The sequence below is a fragment of the Liquorilactobacillus sicerae genome (genome assembly GCF_029916425.1).
GTDB lineage: Bacteria > Bacillota > Bacilli > Lactobacillales > Lactobacillaceae > Liquorilactobacillus > Liquorilactobacillus sicerae.
The window spans coordinates 1-879 of record NZ_JAHAVQ010000045.1 but is presented as its reverse complement, the minus strand read 5'-3'; the positions used below and the strand labels follow the sequence as shown (position 1 = coordinate 879).

Below are 879 nucleotides of genomic sequence, written 5' to 3'. Positions count from 1 at the left end.
TTCCTTAGTAAGGATATAAACTTCGCCCTTAAACTTTTTATGAGTCTGAATTGATCCTGGCTTTGCCAAAACTTGTCCACGCTCAACACCATCACGATCAATTCCACGAAGCAAAGCTCCGATATTATCTCCGGCTTCACCAACATCCAAAGTCTTCCGGAACATTTCAACACCAGTAACAACGGTGTTTTTAACTTCATCCTTCAAACCAACGATTTCAACTTGGTCATTAATCTTAACAGTACCACGATCGATACGTCCAGATGCAACAGTACCACGTCCAGTGATAGTGAAGACATCTTCAACGGGCATCAAGAATGGCTTATCAACATCGCGAACTGGAGTTGGGATATATTCATCAATAACATCCATTAAATGCAGAATAACTTTTTCCTGTTCTGGATCTCCTTGAAGAGCCTTCAAAGCAGAACCGCGAATAACAGGGATGTCATCTCCAGGAAAATCATATTCAGACAAAAGTTCACGAACTTCCATCTCAACAAGATCGATTAATTCTGGATCATCAACAAGGTCTGTCTTGTTTAAGAAGACAACAATATAGTTAACACCAACCTGACGGGCAAGAAGAATATGCTCGCGAGTCTGTGGCATAGGACCATCGGTAGCAGCAACAACAAGGATAGCTCCATCCATTTGTGCAGCTCCGGTAATCATATTTTTAACATAGTCGGCATGACCTGGTGCATCGATGTGTGCATAGTGACGTTTATCAGTTTCATATTCAACGTGGGCAGTATTAATAGTTATTCCACGTTCACGCTCTTCAGGAGCGGCATCAATTGAGGCATAATCTTGAGCTTGCGCAAGGCCCTTTTCAGACAATACCTTAGTGATAGCAGCCGTTAAAGTGGTTTTACC

At 42.1% G+C, this 879-nt stretch carries 1 protein-coding gene; it reads right to left on the bottom strand.

Annotation, left to right across the window (positions count from 1 at the left end; all coding sequences use genetic code 11):
- On the bottom strand, positions 1-879 hold an 879-nt coding region (gene tuf, locus KH893_RS11070; protein WP_281166180.1), incomplete at both ends, for an elongation factor Tu.